The sequence below is a fragment of the Leptobacterium meishanense genome, from assembly GCF_037645805.1.
Classification (GTDB): Bacteria; Bacteroidota; Bacteroidia; order Flavobacteriales; family Flavobacteriaceae; genus Leptobacterium_A; species Leptobacterium_A meishanense.
In genome coordinates this window covers 50,670-67,626 of the sequence record NZ_JBBEXE010000001.1, presented here as the reverse complement: position 1 = coordinate 67,626, position 16,957 = coordinate 50,670, and the positions used below count along the sequence as shown (strand labels likewise).

Annotated in this window: 13 protein-coding genes and 1 other RNA gene; 7 read left to right on the top strand and 7 right to left on the bottom strand. The window is 35.5% G+C overall.

All coding sequences use genetic code 11. From position 1 onward, the window contains the following. Positions 1-6 precede the first annotated feature (6 nt). The 3 genes from fsa to ffs all read right to left on the bottom strand — a co-directional run bounded on the left by fsa (position 7) and on the right by ffs (position 1,671). On the bottom strand, positions 7-663 hold the full coding sequence (gene fsa, locus WBG21_RS00335; protein WP_340073602.1) for a fructose-6-phosphate aldolase: 657 nt from the start codon (positions 661-663) through the stop codon (positions 7-9). Between the two features lie 41 nt (positions 664-704). After that, a complete protein-coding gene (locus WBG21_RS00330; protein ID WP_340073600.1) occupies positions 705-1,508 on the bottom strand; it encodes an SDR family oxidoreductase in 804 nt (267 codons plus the stop codon). Between the two features lie 64 nt (positions 1,509-1,572). Beyond that, an RNA gene (gene ffs / locus WBG21_RS00325) (signal recognition particle sRNA small type) lies at positions 1,573-1,671 on the bottom strand. Between the two features lie 87 nt (positions 1,672-1,758). Between ffs and WBG21_RS00320 the strand changes: the two genes are divergently transcribed. From WBG21_RS00320 to WBG21_RS00310, 3 genes are read left to right on the top strand one after another with little or no spacing between them, the layout of a single operon-like run. Continuing rightward, positions 1,759-2,805: a glutaminyl-peptide cyclotransferase gene (locus WBG21_RS00320; RefSeq protein ID WP_340073597.1), complete on the top strand. Its 1,047-nt coding sequence runs from the start codon at positions 1,759-1,761 to the stop codon at positions 2,803-2,805. Then, on the top strand, positions 2,802-3,191 hold the full coding sequence (locus WBG21_RS00315; RefSeq protein ID WP_340073595.1) for an acyl-CoA thioesterase: 390 nt from the start codon (positions 2,802-2,804) through the stop codon (positions 3,189-3,191). The genes WBG21_RS00320 and WBG21_RS00315 overlap by 4 nt, the downstream gene beginning before the upstream one ends. A gap of 56 nt (positions 3,192-3,247) precedes the next feature. Then, on the top strand, positions 3,248-4,795 hold the full coding sequence (locus WBG21_RS00310) for a hypothetical protein (RefSeq protein ID WP_340073592.1): 1,548 nt from the start codon (positions 3,248-3,250) through the stop codon (positions 4,793-4,795). Between the two features lie 72 nt (positions 4,796-4,867). On the opposite strand, the gene glyA is transcribed toward WBG21_RS00310, so the two are convergent. Beyond that, positions 4,868-6,142: a serine hydroxymethyltransferase gene (glyA, locus tag WBG21_RS00305; RefSeq protein ID WP_340073589.1), complete on the bottom strand. Its 1,275-nt coding sequence runs from the start codon at positions 6,140-6,142 to the stop codon at positions 4,868-4,870. A gap of 200 nt (positions 6,143-6,342) precedes the next feature. Between glyA and fahA the strand changes: the two genes are divergently transcribed. Continuing rightward, a complete protein-coding gene (fahA, locus tag WBG21_RS00300) occupies positions 6,343-7,626 on the top strand; it encodes a fumarylacetoacetase (protein ID WP_340073586.1) in 1,284 nt (427 codons plus the stop codon). A gap of 84 nt (positions 7,627-7,710) precedes the next feature. Further along, complete coding sequence (locus WBG21_RS00295) at positions 7,711-8,895, top strand: hypothetical protein (protein WP_340073584.1); 1,185 nt, start codon at positions 7,711-7,713, stop codon at positions 8,893-8,895. 530 nt (positions 8,896-9,425) lie between these two features. On the opposite strand, the gene ytxJ is transcribed toward WBG21_RS00295, so the two are convergent. After that, positions 9,426-9,818, bottom strand: coding sequence for a bacillithiol system redox-active protein YtxJ (gene ytxJ, locus WBG21_RS00290; RefSeq protein WP_340073582.1), 393 nt, complete (start codon positions 9,816-9,818; stop codon positions 9,426-9,428). Between the two features lie 177 nt (positions 9,819-9,995). On the opposite strand from ytxJ, the gene clpB reads away from it, so the two are divergent. Together clpB and WBG21_RS00280 are read left to right on the top strand one after the other, a co-directional pair. Then, positions 9,996-12,599, top strand: coding sequence for an ATP-dependent chaperone ClpB (gene clpB, locus WBG21_RS00285; protein WP_340073579.1), 2,604 nt, complete (start codon positions 9,996-9,998; stop codon positions 12,597-12,599). A gap of 96 nt (positions 12,600-12,695) precedes the next feature. Further along, positions 12,696-13,292 carry a TetR/AcrR family transcriptional regulator gene (locus WBG21_RS00280; protein ID WP_340073576.1) on the top strand — a complete coding sequence of 199 codons (597 nt, stop codon included), beginning with the start codon at positions 12,696-12,698 and terminating at the stop codon, positions 13,290-13,292. A 6-nt stretch (positions 13,293-13,298) separates the two neighbouring features. Here WBG21_RS00280 and WBG21_RS00275 read toward each other — a convergent pair whose 3' ends face one another. Together WBG21_RS00275 and WBG21_RS00270 are read right to left on the bottom strand one after the other, a co-directional pair. Then, positions 13,299-14,708, bottom strand: coding sequence for a PorP/SprF family type IX secretion system membrane protein (locus WBG21_RS00275; protein WP_340073574.1), 1,410 nt, complete (start codon positions 14,706-14,708; stop codon positions 13,299-13,301). A gap of 21 nt (positions 14,709-14,729) precedes the next feature. Then, positions 14,730-16,904, bottom strand: a complete 2,175-nt coding sequence (locus WBG21_RS00270) for a T9SS type B sorting domain-containing protein (protein WP_340073572.1) — start codon at positions 16,902-16,904, stop codon at positions 14,730-14,732. Positions 16,905-16,957 lie beyond the last annotated feature (53 nt).

Genomic DNA, 16,957 nt, shown 5'->3' with positions numbered 1-16,957 from the left:
CAGATCTTAGTCATTCCCTTTCTTATGATCTGCTAAAAATTTTGCCAAACCAATGTCAGTAAGAGGATGGTTTAATAATCCTATGATCGCTGACAAAGGCCCTGTCATAACATCAGAACCTATTTTTGCACACTCAATAATATGCATCGTATGCCGGACAGAAGCTGCTAATATTTCTGTTTCGTATCCATAATTGTCATAGACTTCTCTTATTTCATTAATAAGATTCAATCCATCTGTTGAGATATCATCCAACCGCCCTATAAAGGGAGATACATATGTAGCCCCTGCTTTGGCTGCTAATAGCGCTTGCCCTACAGAGAACACTAACGTACAATTGGTTTTTATGCCTTTATCTGAAAAGTATTTTATAGCCTTGATTCCTTCTTTTATCATAGGAACCTTTACCACTATTTGCTCATGCAAATCGGCTAACTCCTCCCCTTCCCGGATCATTCCTTCATAATCGGTAGCGATAACTTCTGCACTTACATCACCTTCAACAATATTGCATATGGCAACATAATGCTTAAGGATATTATTTTTGCCTGTTATTCCCTCTTTAGCCATTAATGAAGGGTTTGTAGTAACACCATCTAATATCCCTAATTGTTGTGCCTCTTTGATCTGTGCTAAATTTGCTGTATCTATGAAAAATTTCATTGTTGTTCTTTAAGTTATGTTTTTATTAGTTAAGTGCAAAACTACAATTTATAATGATTCCGCAATAATTGTTCATATAAACGATCTGGCAATATTCTTTTCAATAGAATTGAAAATTTTTGCATAAAAGCCCCTACTTTATAATGGATTTTAGGGTTTTTCATATTTATTATTTTGTATACTTTCTTTGCTATCATTACAGGGTTGCTTCCTTCATTTACATCATTGTTTATTTGCTCAAGCACCCTTCCATAAGGGTCTTTATAAGGGGAATTCTCTTGTATAGGCACATGGTATCTTCCGGAAGCAATATTAGTGGCAAAATCTCCTGGAGCAATATTAGTAACCTGAATCCCAAAATCTTTAACCTCCATCCGTAAAGATTCTGTTAATAGTTCTACTGCCCCTTTCGTTACGGAATATATTCCCCTATAAGGCAACCCTATATAACCGGCTATCGATGTAATATTAATAATGGTGCCGGTTCCTTGATCACGCATATAAGGCAAGATGGCCTTTATTGTCTTCATAGGGCCATATACATTAGTCGCAAATACCTTCTCTATTTCATTGTTTGGTGTTTCCTCTAAAGGACCTGTAATACCTACACCTGCATTATTTATAAGCACATCTATTTTTCCTTCTTTCTCTATTACAATATTTATTGCAGCATTTATAGATGAATCATCCGTGACATCTAATTTTAATAAGCTAAACGTATTATTTTTTATGGATTCCGGGTTTCTACTTGTTCCGTAGACCATATGACCTTTATCATGAAGATAGCATCCAATGGCTTTTCCGATACCTGAAGACCCGCCAGTAATGAATATAACTTTAGGCATTAGTGAGTTATTGTTGTTACAAATAAACAATAAAAATCAAATAAAGAACAAAGAGAATAATAAAAAAAGGCAAGCTACCTACATCGCACCGCTACAACCGCATACCCTTGCTGCGTTCCCGCCCTGGGGGGTTCTGCAGGAGCTAGTCGTGTAGGACTTGCCAAGTGCAAAGATAAAACCTTTTAAAGTTTTCCCAACTATTTTTAAATCTTAATTTAGTTAGTTAAATTGTCAAATAAAATTTTTCTAAATGAATCCTGTTAAGTCGCTCACTATAACCATACTATCTGTTTTTCTAGTTTCATGTAATGGAGATAATTCTAAAAAACCTTCGGGGTTTTCTATCCAAATAATGGATGCTAAAAAAGATTTTTTTGTTGATGACACAATAAATATCCAGATAAAAACACCAGAAAGTTTTGTTGTAGATTCTATTGTTTACAGTATTAACAATAAAAAAACACCCAAGCTAAATAAAAATACTATTGTATTAAAAGATGTAAAACTAGGAACGCAAAATATTGAAGCTACTGTGCATCATAATGGAAAAACGGACCTTCTCACAAAAAAGATCACCATCCTTTCAAATATTAAGCCTGAACTATATACCTATGAAATCATAAAGGAGTATCCTCATGATATAAAAGCTTATACACAAGGGCTAGAATTTTATAATGATACACTTTATGAAAGTACAGGTAAATATGGGAAATCATCATTACGAAAAGTGAATTACACTACAGGGGCTGTCGTAGAACGAATTGATTTAGATAATAATTACTTTGGGGAAGGGATTACCATTCTAAATAATAAAATTATTCAGCTAACGTGGCAGAAAAGAATCGGGTTTGTTTATAATTTGAATTCTTTTAAAAAAACAGGTTCCTTCATGTATAAGAACAGTAAAGAAGGATGGGGGTTATGCAATGATGGTGATGTTATATATAAAAGTGATGGCACAGAAAAAATATGGTTGCTAGATCCTGAAACCTATGCTGAAAAAGATTTTTTTCAAATAGTATCCAACAAAAAAATTTATAATAAGGTTAATGAAATGGAATATGTTGATGGAAGCATCTATGCGAACAGCTATCAGAATGACGGTATTATGATAATTGATGCTAACAATGGAGCTTTATTAGGTGTGGTAGATTGTCGAGGGCTCAAAAAAAAGGTCACACAGCACAGTGAATTAGATGTTCTTAATGGCATTGCATACCATCCTATAAGAAAAACGTTCTTCCTCACAGGAAAAAATTGGGACAAAATGTTTGAGGTACGTTTTATAGAGAAATGAAAGTCTTCCAAAAAATAATTACTGTAACAAAAGATGATCTAGATGATATGAATCATGTAAACAACGTTCGATATGTACAGTGGGTACAAGACATTGCAAAAGAACACTGGCAGATTGCCACTTCAAGGGAAATACAGCGAAAATATATATGGGTTGTTCTCAATCATAATATAACATATAAAAAACCAGCCTTTATAGATGATAAAATAAGATTGTGCACGTATGTCCAGAAATCCGAAGGAGTAACATCCGTCCGGATTGTGGAAATGTTCAATACAGAAAATGATATGTTGATTGCTTTTGCTAAAACAACATGGTGCTTACTTGGCACCAAGACTAAAAAACCATGTAGAATTCATAATGATATTATTATTGCTTTCCATTAACCTTTTGTTCATTGATTCTTTCAAAAACCTTACTTTTACATAAATTCAGTTAGAAAATGGCTCGCCTCTTTATTATCATATTTATAACAGTAACAACAGTGTTCTGGTCATCTTGCCGAAAGGATTTCGAATCAGTCCCTAGCTCCGGAAATTTAGAATTTTCAAAGGACACTGTATTTCTTGATACTGTATTTACCAATATTGGTTCGAGTACTTTTACGCTCAAAGTATATAACAGAAGTAATGACGATATAAATATTCCAACTGTTCGGTTGGGTGAAGGACAAAACTCTAAATATCGTTTAAATGTAGATGGCGTAGCAGGTAAAGAATTTCAAAATGTTGAAATTTTAGCTAAAGATAGTATTTTTATTTTTATAGAAACTACTGCTGATATTCAAGACTTTACCGCTAATTCAACACAGTTTTTATATACAGATAGTATTGAATTTGATACTGATGGTAATCAACAAGAAGTATCTTTGGTTACACTAGTACAAGATGCTGTTTTTCTTTTCCCTCAACGGTTTAATAATGGCATTACAGAGTCTATTCTATTAAGAATTGATGATGAAGGCAATGAAATTCGAATTGAAGGTTTCTTTCTAGAAGATGATGAATTACATTTCACTAATGAGAAGCCATATGTAATATACGGATATGCAGGAGTTAGTGAAAATAAGGTACTTATTATTGATGCCGGAGCACGAGTACATTTTCATGAGAATTCAGGAATTATTGTAGCTGATGGAGGCTCCTTGAAAGTTAATGGATTACTTAGCACTGACCAAAAGCTTATGGAAAATGAAGTTATTTTTGAAGGAGACCGTTTAGAGCCTTCCTTTAAAAACATTCCCGGGCAATGGGGAACTGTGTGGTTAACATCTGGAAGTACCGACCATGAAATTAATTATTTAACCATAAAAAATGCTACTGTAGGCATTCTAATGGATCACAATGATGGGAATATCACCCCTACGCTAACTATAAAAAACACTCAGATATATAACAGCTCCAATATAGGGTTATGGGGCCGTACAGCACATATCGATGCAGAAAATCTTGTTATTGGAAATGCAGGTCAAGCCTCTCTTTATTGTAACATAGGAGGACAGTACAACTTTAAACACTGTACATTTGCAAATTATTGGAACAACGGGTTTAGAGAATTTCCGACAGTTATAATCGACAACTTTTTAGACCTAGGGGATGGTGAAGTTTTTATAAGTGACCTAGTTAATGCTGATTTTAGTAATTCCATTATTTTCGGAAATTCAAATATTGAGTTATTTCTCAGTAGGGACGACAATGCCGCATTTAACTACAATTTTAAAAACTGCCTTATTCAATTTGATGACATCAATAATCAATTTATAGATAATCCACTATTTAATTTTAACAATACCGATTTCTTTCAAGATGTGATACTTAATGAATCCCCTGACTTTAAAGCTTCTTTTGAAAACAAATTTATGGTAGGAGAAAATTCTGCCGGAAACAATCGAGGGGACTCAAATACAGCTATACTGGTTCCTCTGGATATTCTTGGAATTGACAGAACAACTGATCCTGACATAGGAGCATACCAAAGCATTAGTTTTTAAAACAATTAAAAAAATCCGGCTTAAGAAGACCGGATTTATATCAATACGCTAATAACTAATAAAAGCTAAAAATCAGTCTACAAATAATGGCCGTTCGCACATTAAACGATAAACATGATTTGAAACAGACTCTATAATAGCCTCATTCTCAAAATTTTCAACCACCTGGTCTATAAGGTCTACTATAGCCTCCATATCGTTCTCTTTTAACCCTCTTGTAGTAACAGCCGCGGTTCCAATTCGAATACCACTTGTCACAAACGGACTTTTGTCATCAAAAGGAACCATGTTTTTGTTTACTGTAATAGTTGCCTTTCCCAACGCTTCTTCAGCTTGCTTTCCGGAGATATTTTTATTTCGAAGATCAATCAACATCATATGGTTATCAGTTCCTTCGCTAATTACCTTATATCCCTTATTGACAAAGGCTTTTGCCATAACATTTGCATTTTTTTTAACCTGAATGATATATTCAAGAAATTCATCTGTTAAAGCCTCTCCAAAAGCAACAGCCTTAGCTGCTATAATATGTTCTAAAGGCCCGCCTTGGTTCCCGGGAAATACAGCACTATCTAACAATGAAGACATTTTTTTGAGGTTTCCATTCTTTAATTTTAACCCAAAAGGGTTCTCAAAATCTTTCCCCATCATAATCATCCCCCCTCTGGGGCCCCGTAGTGTTTTGTGGGTAGTGGTAGTTACAATGTGGCAGTGTGGTAAAGGATCGTTCAACACCCCTTTTGCAATTAACCCTGCAGGGTGCGAAATATCAGCCAGCAATAATGCACCTACACTATCTGCAATCTCTCTAAAACGTTTAAAATCAATATCCCTAGAATATGCTGAAGCCCCGGCTATGATTAGTTTAGGTTTTTCTTTTTCAGCAATTTGTTGGATTTTATCATAATTAAGCATTCCCGTTTCCTCATCCACGCCATAAAATACTGGATTGTATAATCTCCCTGAGAAATTTACCGGGGATCCGTGTGTTAAATGTCCTCCATGCGATAAATCAAATCCTAGGATTTTATCCCCAGGGGTTAAGCAAGCATAATAAACTGCTGTATTTGCTTGCGAACCACTATGTGGTTGTACATTTACCCATTCAGCACCAAAAAGTGTTTTAGCACGTTCAATAGCTATATTTTCTACCTCATCAACCACTTCACACCCTCCATAATAGCGTTTTCCGGGATAACCTTCCGCATATTTATTAGTAAGTACAGACCCTGCAGCTTCCATTACCTGATCGCTCACAAAATTCTCAGAAGCTATAAGTTCAATGCCATATAACTGGCGTTCTTTTTCTTCTCGTATAAGTTCAAAAATCAGTTCGTCTCTTTCCATATGACATCTGTTATATAAGCTTTCGTGAGAAACGAAATTATAAAAAAACGATGGTTTTTGTTCTAAAAAAAATGAAACATACTAACAAGTTTTTCACATTTTAAAATACCACAGAGCATGGCTAAAATTTACTTTGCCTCCCAAACTGGATATTAAAATATTATTTTTTAATATTGTTATAAATTAAAACATAAAACCTTATGCCTTACTTTGCAAACGACCCTAGCAAAAAATCATGGATTCCTGTAGCTAAAGATTCTGATTTTCCTATACAAAATATTCCTTTTGGTGTTTTTTTAACTCGAGATGATGTAATAACCATTGGAACCCGGATAGGTGATCATGCTATCGACCTTGGAGCCTTACATCAACTAGGGTATTTTAAAAACATCCCTCTTACGGATGATATTTTTCTTCAAGACACTTTAAACGATTTTATCTCAGATGGGAAAAAAACTTGGCGATTGGTACGAAACCGGATTAGTGAGCTATTTGATAGTAACAATTCAGAGTTAAGGGACAATGAAGAACACCGAAAAATTGTTCTTTTCACATTGAACGAAATTGAAATGCAATTACCCGTCCAAATTGGGGATTATACTGATTTTTATTCCAGCAAAGAGCATGCTACTAATGTAGGGACTATGTTCCGAGATCCTAATAACGCTTTATTGCCTAACTGGCTTCATATTCCTGTTGGGTACCATGGCAGAAGCTCATCTATTGTCCCTTCAGGCATTCCTGTTCATCGACCTATGGGACAAACACTTCCCGCAGGTGCAGAAAACCCTGTATTTGGGCCATCCAAACTGGTTGATTTTGAGTTAGAAATGGCTTTTATAACTACAGATGCGAATGTTTTAGGGGAGCCTATTTCAGTAGAAGAGGCTGAAGATTATATTTTTGGCATGGTGCTTTTTAATGATTGGAGCGCAAGAGATATTCAAAAATGGGAATATGTCCCTCTAGGGCCTTTTTTAGCAAAGAATTTTGCTTCCTCTATCTCTCCGTGGATTGTTACCATAGATGCTTTACAACCATTTAAAGTAGAAGGCCCAAAACAAGACCCAAAACCATTACCCTACCTTCAATTTAATGGGGAAAAGAGTTATGATATTCACCTTGAAGTTGATATCAAACCTCAGGATAGTGAACCTGTTACCGTTACAAAATCTAATTTTAAGTATATGTATTGGAATATGGCACAACAACTTGCACACCATACTGTAAACGGCTGTAAAATAAATAGTGGTGACATGATGGGGAGTGGTACCATTTCAGGTCCAACACCAGATTCCTATGGCTCCATGCTTGAGTTAACCTGGCGAGGAGAAAAACCCATCAAGATGAAAGACGGGTCTGAACGAAAATTCATTAACGATTATGATACAGTAACAATGAGAGGGTATTGCATGAATGAAACCGTCCGGATTGGTTTTGGTGAGGTAAGCACTCAATTACTACCTCCTTTTACTAAAAAATAAATTAACAGTCTATATGCCAACTATATATATTTTTTTGGCATAAGAATTGGAATTAACATTCCGTGAAACCAAAATTGAACCGTTATGAAAAAACTACTACTTATAGCTTTTACCGTAATTTTTACCTTTGCTTGTAGTGGTGTGAAAAAATCACAAGAAGCACTCAATAAGGGCAATTATGATACTACGATCAGCATTGCCGTTGATAAATTGCAAAACAATAAAACCAGAAAAGGCAATCAGCCATATATTTATCAGCTGGAAGAGGCTTTTGCAAAAGCCGTTGACCGTGACCTTCGGCAAATTGATTTTTTAAAAAAAGATGGAAACCCTCAATATCTGGAAGAAATCTATGAAACATATGTAAAACTAAGCAATCGGCAAGAACTCATCAAGCCATTGCTTCCACTCCAACTTCAAGAAAAAGGTAAAAATGCCAAATTTAAGTTCCAAGATTACACAAATCATATCATTGGCGCTAAAAATGAGCTATCTGGGTATCTATACACAAAAGCCTCATCAACTTTAAAAAATGGTCAGAACAAATATGATTTTAGGGCCGCTTATGATGACTTTTTGTATATAGACAAAATTAATCCCGATTATAAAGACACAAAGACAAAAATGGAAGAAGCGCATTTTAAGGGGGTTGACTTTGTAAAAGTAGGTGTCATCAATGATACCCAGATGGCAATTCCTAAAAAGCTGGAAGAAGAACTGTTAAATTTTGACACCTATGGCATCAATGATCTTTGGACTGTTTTTCATAACAACCCACAGCGACACATCACTTACGATTATGAAATGCAAATAGCTTTTCGCGATATTAATATAACCCCAGAACAAATTAAAGAAAAGCAAGTGATTATGGAAAAGCAAATCAAAGATGGATGGGAATACCTATATGATGATGATGGGCGTGTAGTAAAAGACAGTCTTGGGAATAAAATAAAAATTGATAAAATGGTTTCGGTCCGTTGTGATTTCTATGAGTTTACACAATTTAAAGCTGTTCAGGTAAGCGGTGACGTACAAGTCAATGATCTGAAAACAAATCAATTGTTAAAGACCTACCCCCTTTCTAGTGAATTTGTGTTTGAACATATATATGCTGATTATGATGGTGACAAGCGTGCATTAGACAATTCACATATTCGACTTATCAACAATACTCCCCTACAATTTCCCAGCAATGAGCAAATGATTTATGATGCAGGAGAAGATTTAAAAGACAAAATGAGGCATATTGCCAGAAGGTATAGAGATTGAGCTTGAAAACTCATGGTTTTAAAACCTATAGGGGTATCTTTTCTAAGAAAACTATTCAATATATATTCCTATATTAACTATTATATAATACTTCTGTACTTTTTTATATAATAAACTGCAAGATTCCATTTGACAAACAACTAGGGCACCTTTTAATTTTTTTATCATAAAATATGAAATATTTTATTTTTTAATATATTAGTTTTTTCTTTCAAATAATAATGACTAATCCTTAATTTTTAATTAATATGAGAAAATCAATTTTTGAGTTAACTAAAGAATTAAATGCGCCGAAACTCACAAGAGAACAAAGCCGTCTGGTTTTTGCAGGTTGTTATCACCCAGGCGACCCCTGTGTGAAAGACCCATTTATGGAGGGTTGCGACGACTATGAAGGTTCTGGTTGGGACTTTTAGTATTAAATCTGCCTGCATAAATATTAAAGTAGTGTAACACAAAAAAGCCTTCGATATGTGGAAGGCTTTTTTATAAAAGGAAATTAGGGTTTAAATTCCTTTAAATATAAACTATTATATATATCCTTTAACATCGTCTGCTCGTATATTACTATGTGAATTATGGTACACAATTTTTTTGTTTTTCAATATCACAAGCTGTGGACTCTCGTGCCATACCTGAAAACGAGCTGCAACTTCATCCGATACATTCCGGTAACTCAAAATGTCTAAAAAGTAAAGATTTACAGCCTTATCATCTTCGATATCATATGTGTCCTGAAAATTTCTTAAAATCATCCGGCTAATACCGCAACGTTTACTATGCTTAAAAATAACTGCTAGTTTATGAGTACTCTCTTCAACCAGTTGATCAAGCTGCTCTATAGTAGTAAGAGGTATCCAATTTATAATATCTTTACCTGTAGAAGAGGCTGGATTTCCTTTGAATAAGTTAAACAATCCCATATCCGATTTATTTTTAATTAGTAGTCGTTCTCTTTCTATATAACTTTCATCGTCATTTCTAAATATTTACGTCAAAATGTCTTTAAAAAAAGTATATTTTCAGTCATATTGTCAGCTTTTTCTGATTGGAACAACTATTGACTAAAATTCAGAAAAAGAACTGAAAATTAAAAATATATGAACTTAAATAATTTCACTATAAAATCACAAGAGGTCATACAACAAGCACAGCAACTTGCCCAGGAATATGGCCATCAGCAAATTGAGAACGAACACATCTTCAAAGCTATTGTTGAAGTTGATGACAACGTACTCCCCTTTCTATTGAAAAAATTAAACAGTAATGTCTCCCTACTCAAACAGGTGTTGGACAGTACACTCGAAAGTTTTCCAAAAGTATCGGGGGGAGATTTGATACTTTCTAGAGAAGCGGCCTCCACATTAAATGAAGCAAGCATCATTGCTAAAAAAATGAATGACGAATTTGTTGCTATTGAACATTTGATCTTAGCTGTTTTTAAATCTAAAAGCAAGATTGCCCAAATCTTAAAAGATCAGGGCGTTACTGAAAAAGGGCTGCAAAGTGCTATTGCAGAACTTCGTAAAGGTGACCGTGTTACCTCTGCAAGTGCTGAAGAAACCTATAACTCGCTAAATAAGTATGCCAAGAACTTGAACCAACTAGCCAACGACGGAAAATTAGACCCGGTAATTGGCCGTGATGAGGAGATTAGGAGAATCCTTCAAATCTTATCGCGAAGAACTAAAAACAATCCCATTCTGGTTGGTGAACCCGGCACGGGTAAAACAGCCATCGCAGAAGGGTTGGCACACCGTATTATCCAAGGCGATGTTCCTGAAAACCTAAAAGACAAGCAAATTTTTGCACTTGACATGGGGGCACTTATTGCCGGCGCCAAGTATAAAGGCGAATTTGAAGAACGTTTGAAAGCCGTCATCAAAGAAGTAACCGCTTCTGATGGAGACATTGTACTTTTTATTGATGAAATCCACACCCTTGTAGGGGCCGGTGGTGGCGAAGGTGCCATGGATGCAGCAAATATCTTAAAGCCTGCATTGGCAAGAGGTGAATTAAGAGCTATTGGTGCTACTACTTTGGATGAGTACCAGAAGTATTTTGAAAAAGATAAAGCACTGGAAAGACGGTTTCAAAAGGTAACTGTTAATGAGCCCGATACCGAAAGTGCTATCTCCATTCTTCGGGGTATCAAAGAAAAATACGAAACCCATCATAAGGTACGCATTAAAGATGATGCCATCATTGCTGCTGTAGAGCTATCGCAGCGATACATCACCAACCGGTTTTTACCAGATAAAGCAATTGACTTAATGGATGAGGCCTCTTCTAAATTACGTATGGAAATTAATTCCAAACCGGAAGAGTTGGATGTGTTGGATAGGAAAATCATGCAGTTAGAAATTGAAATTGAAGCCATAAAAAGGGAAAAAGATGAAACAAAATTAAAGGCGTTAAATGCCGATCTCGCAAACCTTAAAGAAGAGCGCAACGAAATTTTCGCTAAATGGCAAAGTGAAAAGGAAGTAGTAGACAACATTCAAAGTACAAAAGAAGACATTGAAAATTATAAAATTGAGGCTGACCGTGCGGAACGTGATGGTGACTATGGAAAAGTAGCCGAATTACGCTATGGAAAAATTAAAGAGGCTCAAGAGCAACTAGAAACCTTTCAAAAACAGCTACAAGAACAGCAAGGAAACACTTCACTTATAAAAGAAGAGGTGACTAGTGAAGATATTGCAGAAGTCGTGGCAAAATGGACCGGGATCCCAGTTACAAAAATGCTACAAAGCGAACGGGAAAAACTATTGCACCTTGAAGAGGAGCTGCACAAACGTGTTGTAGGGCAGGAAGAAGCCATACAGGCTGTTTCCGATGCTATACGAAGAAGCCGAGCCGGGTTACAAGACTCAAAAAGGCCTATCGGTTCTTTCCTCTTTCTGGGAACTACCGGTGTTGGAAAGACTGAGTTGGCAAAAGCATTGGCCGAATATTTATTTGATGATGAAAATGCTATGACACGCATTGACATGAGTGAATACCAGGAACGGCATTCAGTAAGCCGGTTAGTGGGTGCACCTCCCGGATATGTCGGCTACGATGAAGGTGGGCAACTTACAGAAGCGGTACGAAGAAAACCGTATTCTGTCGTATTGCTCGATGAGATTGAAAAAGCACATCCTGATACCTTTAATATCCTATTACAGGTATTGGATGAAGGCCGGTTAACTGATAACAAAGGGAGGTTGGCAGATTTCAAAAACACTATTATTATTATGACGAGTAATATAGGAAGCCATATTATTCAGGAAAAATTTGAAGCGATACAGGATATCTACAGCGCAACTGAGGCTGCAAAAACTGAAGTATTAGGGCTGTTAAAACAGTCTGTACGACCTGAGTTTTTAAACCGTATTGATGACATTGTAATGTTTACGCCGTTAAACACTGCTGACATTAAAGAAATTGTACGATTACAATTGAAAAATGTTATTAAAATGGTTGCCAAACAGCACATTACCCTTGATGCTACAGAAGAAGCTATTGAATACTTGGCTCAAAAGGGTTTTGACCCTCAATATGGCGCACGCCCTGTAAAACGAGTGATACAAAAAGATGTACTTAATCAGTTATCCAAAGAAATTTTAGGTGGAAAGATCACTACGGATAGTATTATATTACTGGATGCTTTCGATGACCAACTAGTCTTTAGAAATCATGATGATTTGGTTGAAAAATAAACTCCTTTAAATATACATAGAAAGCAGCCAAAATATGGTTGCTTTTTTTATACCAAATGGTCTTTTACTATCTTTATTGTTATTATTCTTATAACTATGGCTTCAAAAGCAACAAAAACAACCCATTATATCATTAAAACGGTTGCGCCGATCTTTACTAAAAAAGGATACGCAGGGACAAGTTTAAGTGATCTCACAGAGGCCACCGATTTAACGAAAGGAGCCATTTATGGTAATTTTAAAAATAAAGAAGATTTGGCATTGCAATGCTTTAAATATAGTGTTGATGTATTGATCGGTAAAATCCATACACAAATAAACACTACCGATTCCGCTATTCAAAAACTATTTGTACTGACTAATTTTTATCGCTTCTATAATAGTCATGTAAAAGAACTTGGAGGTTGTCCTATTCTAAGTGTTGGAATGGATGCGTATGGACGGTATGAAGGATTGCTTTCGGAAGTCCAAACTGCTATTGAAAAGATCCTAGCTATCATAGCGGATAGTATTGTAGAAGGAAAATCAAAAAATGAAATCAACCCTTTTATCAACCCTTACGATACTTCAAAAAAGTTATACAGCCTTATTTGTGGTAGTGTTTTTATGGCAACTGTTATGAACAACCCCGCTTATTTAAAAGAAGGTATGAATCACGTTGATCAGGTGATTATCAAAGAGTTGAAAAGATAACTCTGGCTAATCATACCGAACCCATAAAATCCACATTTCCCCATTATAAAGTCCATTGAAATCATTGTTTTTATCATGTTCAGCTTCAGAAAGTTTGTCATACTTCTTTAGGTAGACATAATAATAACTGTTTTCATTGTTAAAAAAGTATTCAGGGTTCAACCCCCTATTCTTCAAGCCCTTCACAAAAGCCTCGAAATATTTCTTTTGAGAAAAAACATTTGCCACAAGATAAAACCCTCGTTGTTCTCCTTCTATCTGTTCTACTGTTTTATAACGAGGATTGGATTCATCAAAAAGTTTGTCATTTGGCAGGTTTTCTTTTTTAGTTACATCCGCTGTTTTCGGTTTTGTTTCTATAATTTCTTTCTCCACTTTTTCCCGGGCTATAGTATCTCTCTCAATATCTTTTTCTATCGCTGGCTTTTGTTCTTCAATCTCTTTTGATTGGTTTCTTTTTGGTGTATTGCGAACTTTGTTGGTTCTTGTTCTTTGTTCTCTGTGGGGTCTTTCTCTCTTGGCAAACTCTATAGTTGCCATTGCCTCATACGTGTCTCCAAAAACCCTGCTTGATGAATCGGTGCCTGATTCGTATACAAAACCAACCGACACCCCTTCAGTTACTTTCACACCTACCCCTCCGGAGATGCCATAAAAGTTATTATAGCCTGCATGTAGCCATCCGTATGCGGGCACATCTAACAAAATATTCCCTCCATATTGAAAGTCTTGGTATGGGATCGATTTTCCATATGCTGTTGGCCGGATTGTCATTTCATTGTTATTTTCCAAGGTGAAACTATAACTAATATGGCCCAGGAATATTTTGTCGTCATAACTCGTGTGCTGTTCAGAATCTGTTAAATTATAATCAAACAGATTTTCTGAAGAAAAGCCCATATCAAAACTTCCAACAGTTAGGTTGATCCCTGGCATAACAGCTATAATAAAGTCCTCATCTCCTTGTAAAAAGGACGGATCAGGTGTTGGTGTTATTAGGCTTGCCTGATTAAGTGATTGCTTGTATGCAAATACGTTTACACCAAATGTGAGCCACGCATTTCTACTCAATTGAATGCCCCTCGAATAATTTACTATACCCCCCGAATCTGTAAACAACCCTATATTGTGTTGAAACAGTGCCAACCCAAAGCCTGAATAGTCGCCAACCTTCCCGTGATAATTAATTAAGTATGTTTTAGGGGAATCGTCCACATTTACCCATTGAACCCTTCCCCAAACACTTAAACTCATAGCTTCGTGATTGGTGAATGATAATGCAGGATTGTATAGGTTAGTATTATATTTTACAAGATTGTGCTGCCGTAAATCAATTGGGAGGATCCCGCGTTGTGCAGTCAAACATATTCCTGTCAACAGGAAACAAAACACTAATAAAAGTCTGCACCTCTTCATTCAACAAAAAAATCAAAAATATTATCTATTTACAACTGTCAGCGATCCTTTTTCTAGCAATGTATCATTTTTTTGGATGAAGTAGTAATAAATTGAAGCTTCAGCTTCTCCTATAGAAGAGGATTCCGGCCAATTATTTTGGTAAGACCTTGTTCTCAATACCAACGAACCATAAGTGTCATATATGAGTACCTCTACTTCAGGATCATTAGTAAATTGAGGCGGAAGTACCCATAGATCATTTATATTATCTTGGTTAGGGCTTATGATGTTTGGTATCATAACAACTTCAACTTCTGTAACTGTTATAGTTTTAATTACTTCACAAGTACCTTCTGTAGCAATTAAAGTGTAAACCCCTTCTTCAGAAACTGCAAAGGTCCCTGAAGAGGACAACGTTAACCCTTCCTCATTTTGCCATCGATACGAGGTTGCTCCCGAAGCTGTAATGACTTGTGAGCCTCCTTTAGTTATTGTTATTACATCTGAAGGGGAAACAGTAATAGCATTCTCATCAAATAATGTTATTGCAAATTCATCAGATTTGGTAACACAATTATCCTTAATTACTTCCACATGATATATTCCGGGTTCATTTATCTCAACACTGTTCTCAAGGGTTGTGCCTATATTGATGTTGTCTTTATACCAAACATACGACACTTCTTCATAATGTGATGCTTCAAGAATTATGGTATCTCCATTTTGGCATAAAACAACCGCATTGGTATTTAGTGAAACTTGCGGAAGCCCCAAGGATACCTGAAGAGTATTAGATGTATAGTTAACATTTTTATAAGTTGCTTGCAATTGGTAGCTTCCATTTTGATTATAATCCTCAATAACATGTGTGGTAGAAGTTGATCCAACAGCTTCTTGATCTAAAAACCACTCAAAAGAAAATTGATTATAGCTATTTTCTTCTAATACTACTTCAAAGTTGGGGCTTATAGCCACTAATGAAGTTAGTTGCAAAGTTGAAGATGTATTACTGCATGCCTCATAAGTGTCTGCATGATTTATTGATACTGCAAAAGATGTAGGAGCTTCTATTTTAAATAAGGAAGAATTAATAGTTTCTACACAGGCTCCTGCAACAGCTATTTTTGCAATATATTCACCGGGCTCGTTAACCTGTATAGTTAAACCTGTCTCATTTGAAATGAGTGCCCCATCTTTATACCACATTACTTGCGGATTAGTTATTGAGGTTGTTACTTGAAGTGTCAATGGTTCATTTCCAATTAAAATATTTTCTGTTGGAGATGCTGCTTCAACAGTATCATTCACATCAGGTGCCTTGAGCGTGATCGTATTAGAGGTTGTTTCGCACCCTGAACTACTTATTATCACCACTTTATAATTTCCATAAGTTGCATCACTAACAGCAACACCTAATTGTGGAGTGTATTCCGGTAAATTTTCTAGCAATACACCATCTTTATACCATTGATAGTTATAAAATTCATTGTCTGGAGCAGCTATAAAAGTATGTGTTTCTCCAGGACAAGCTTCCGCAATATCCCCTCCTTGTATCTGAGCAATAATTTCTTCTCCAAAATCAACTATTACAATATTTGAATTAATTTTTCCGGTGCAATCCCCAAAATAAGGGGTTACATAATATTCCCCTGATGTATCTACTTCTATACTGCTTCCTCCTTCTTTATAAAAGAATCCATTTTTAAACCATAAGTATGAAGCAGCTATGTCCACATTTAGCGATAATGTAGCTGTTGTTGCTCCGCACGCAACAATGTCCTCATAATTGTTCAATATAAGATTGGTATCTGGAACAAAAAATGCATGGAAAATATTACTTTCAGGGCTTATCTGTTCCGGGGACGTTGATCGTATCCGTATTTTGTAATTTTCTCCTGCAACAGCTGTTGGGAATGAGAAATTAGTTTCAAATTCAAATGAAAAATTTTGATCGGTTATTGTTTTCAAAATAGTAGGAGTATCAAAACTCCCTTCAGGTCCGGAAAGCTCTACAATAAATTCATTATCAGAATTAAAGATAAGATCATAACTTATGATCGCATTAAAACTATTAAAACCATTACTTGGACATGCATAAACAAATCCTAATAACGGTTTCTCCAATGTTTGTGCTTTCCCTTTTTGAGAACTAAGTCCTATAACAAAAATGAAGGGAATCCAAAAAAAGTTACTTATCAGTAGGTTGTTTTTCATGATTTTTATTCTTGGGGTAAATAAAAATTAATCTAACCAATATTTTTACTAAT

Excerpts from the sequence above, each read along its gene's own strand:
- fahA (WP_340073586.1), top strand. The coding sequence starts at position 6,343 with ATGCCTTACTTTGCAAACGACCCTAGCAAAAAATCATGGATTCCTGTA.
- WBG21_RS00315 (WP_340073595.1), top strand. The coding sequence starts at position 2,802 with ATGAAAGTCTTCCAAAAAATAATTACTGTAACAAAAGATGATCTAGAT.
- WBG21_RS00310 (WP_340073592.1), top strand. The coding sequence starts at position 3,248 with ATGGCTCGCCTCTTTATTATCATATTTATAACAGTAACAACAGTGTTC.
- fsa (WP_340073602.1), bottom strand. The coding sequence starts at position 663 with ATGAAATTTTTCATAGATACAGCAAATTTAGCACAGATCAAAGAGGCA.
- WBG21_RS00330 (WP_340073600.1), bottom strand. The coding sequence starts at position 1,508 with ATGCCTAAAGTTATATTCATTACTGGCGGGTCTTCAGGTATCGGAAAA.
- WBG21_RS00280 (WP_340073576.1), top strand. The coding sequence starts at position 12,696 with ATGGCTTCAAAAGCAACAAAAACAACCCATTATATCATTAAAACGGTT.
- ytxJ (WP_340073582.1), bottom strand. The coding sequence starts at position 9,818 with ATGGGATTGTTTAACTTATTCAAAGGAAATCCAGCCTCTTCTACAGGT.
- WBG21_RS00275 (WP_340073574.1), bottom strand. The coding sequence starts at position 14,708 with ATGAAGAGGTGCAGACTTTTATTAGTGTTTTGTTTCCTGTTGACAGGA.
- glyA (WP_340073589.1), bottom strand. The coding sequence starts at position 6,142 with ATGGAAAGAGACGAACTGATTTTTGAACTTATACGAGAAGAAAAAGAA.
- WBG21_RS00295 (WP_340073584.1), top strand. The coding sequence starts at position 7,711 with ATGAAAAAACTACTACTTATAGCTTTTACCGTAATTTTTACCTTTGCT.
- WBG21_RS00270 (WP_340073572.1), bottom strand. The coding sequence starts at position 16,904 with ATGAAAAACAACCTACTGATAAGTAACTTTTTTTGGATTCCCTTCATT.
- WBG21_RS00320 (WP_340073597.1), top strand. The coding sequence starts at position 1,759 with ATGAATCCTGTTAAGTCGCTCACTATAACCATACTATCTGTTTTTCTA.
- clpB (WP_340073579.1), top strand. The coding sequence starts at position 9,996 with ATGAACTTAAATAATTTCACTATAAAATCACAAGAGGTCATACAACAA.